We start from the raw sequence: 1,934 nt of genomic DNA, 5'->3' as shown, positions 1-1,934 counted from the left end.
TTCCCACCCTTCCAATGCTCCACAGGGAAGGACTCAAGCATTTCGAAGTTCTCATGGTTTCCGTCTATAAATAAAGTGGTAAAATTCTTCCGAGATAACCACTTTCTCCAATACAATTCATCGTTCTTATTGTCCCAGATAAGTCCAAAATCACCGGCAACGATAACATAGTTTTCTTTAGTTAAGTCTCTATTCTTTGGAAAGCGCTTTGAATTCAATTTACTGATATCTGTATAACCATGTAGATCCCCGGTTACATACATTCTCCTTCACTTCCTCGAAATACATTAAATAAATATAGTTCTATTGAACTTTCGTCTAACGTTCTTGCATTCACGAACCCTCACCGACTTAAGGCCGTCAGGCCGGGCGCGACCGCGTTTAGTCGGTGCAGGGTTGTCCGCTGAATTCGCTTCCCCGAAATGCCTCTTACGGATCGAGGTCGGTCAGCCGGCCGATACGTGAATGCGGTGTTAGACGATGCCATTGCCTTCCACGATTCAGGTTAGCTTATTAAAAGATGTAATATCACCAAAATCTAAATCTTCAAACTCTTGTATATCCCAAAATTTTCGTCCGTTGTCGTACAACAGAATAATATACTTGTGATAATTTTTATAAAATTCAGTCAATGTGATCCGATTTCCTCCTTCTATACGTCTATAATCAACATGTGCCACATTATTTCTAATATTCCGAAAGTCTGTCCCAAATTTATCAGGACACGAATCTTCATAATAGCTTCTTGCATTTGCCCATTGTGGGGAATAATTATTGTCTATGGCATTACGCCAATTTCGCAGAATTTTATTTACTTCATTATTTACAAGTCCATCAATAATTTCAGGTGGTATGTTTCCGGTTTCTTTTCTCCCTCTAGTGACACATCCCTTAAAATACTCATATAGATGCTGAATAAATAAGGAATATGCATTATAGGTCATAAGATCCAGTTTCCTATCAGTTACTAAGTTGTTATTATATTTGATATCTCTTAAACGAATAAATTGATCAAAAGCTAATCGACATCTTGAGAACTCGTGAACAATCACTTTTACTAAATGTCGATCTACTTCATCTCCAATTTGAAACTTCATTATTTTCTCCTTTTGCAATGGTTTCGTCTAACGTTCTTGTATTCACGACGTCGATCCCCCTTAGATAGCTCTTATCTTAGGGGGATCGATGTGTCTGGCTGAATTACCCACGTCACTTCCTCTTCGGCCGGACCGAGGGACGAATGTCCCGAAGCGTGAATACGGTGTTACCAGAAGTGACTGACTTCCTTGAATTACTTACTTTCAATTACTGGACTTTCCCAACCATCATAATCTCCACCGGCTTCTATTGTTTTCTTAAGTAGTTCTGTTGTGATTTTATTTATTGTTTCAAATTCAACAGTACTCGTGCGTGAGATGATTAATCGATATGGATATTTCGATTCTTGTAGTGTTTCTTCTTCAACAATTTTATAGAAATTTGAATCGAGATATCTTTTAAACTCTTCTCTATTCTTATCTTCCAGAAAATAAATCCAATGGTTTATTTCACGAGGTATTTGAAGATCATCATTGTTTGCTTTTAATTGTTCAACAACTTCCCTATCTATTTTCCGTTGCTTTTCAAATTCATCTGGATATAAAGTTTTTAAATAAAATTCCCAATTTGGATCTTCCCCAATTGAGATTACACATTTAAGCTTTTTATATTTCGATAGCACTTTATTAAGCATATTAAAAAGTGAATCTTTATGTTTTGTATAGTAGTAAAAAGATTTAGATTCTGCATAGGTTATGGCACCAACTACAAAATCAAATTCTGTCAAATGACTGTCAATTTCATCTTCAACTTCACCAAGAAGTTCATTATCTAATTTTTTTGAAAAAATGCTCCTTGATTTAATATTTACTTCCATTAATGTTATTGCACCATTG

3 protein-coding genes are annotated in these 1,934 nt (G+C 35.8%); all 3 read right to left on the bottom strand.

From position 1 onward, the window contains the following. A partial coding sequence (locus AC1DWB_RS34325) for a metallophosphoesterase family protein (protein WP_477545554.1) occupies window positions 1-263 on the bottom strand: 263 nt, incomplete at its 3' end. A gap of 237 nt (window positions 264-500) precedes the next feature. Then, entirely contained in the window at window positions 501-1,097 is a 597-nt protein-coding gene (locus tag AC1DWB_RS34320) for a hypothetical protein (RefSeq protein WP_477545553.1), read from the bottom strand. Window positions 1,098-1,291: 194 nt separating this feature from the next. After that, a partial coding sequence (locus AC1DWB_RS34315) for a DUF695 domain-containing protein (protein ID WP_477545552.1) occupies window positions 1,292-1,934 on the bottom strand: 643 nt, incomplete at its 5' end.

The sequence above is a fragment of the Paenibacillus sp. P4_E11 genome (assembly GCF_056401635.1).
Note: the sequence above shows the minus strand (reverse complement) of the source record. Positions and strands in the feature narration are given on the sequence as shown.

Excerpts from the sequence above, each read along its gene's own strand:
- AC1DWB_RS34320 (WP_477545553.1), bottom strand. The coding sequence starts at position 1,097 with ATGAAGTTTCAAATTGGAGATGAAGTAGATCGACATTTAGTAAAAGTG.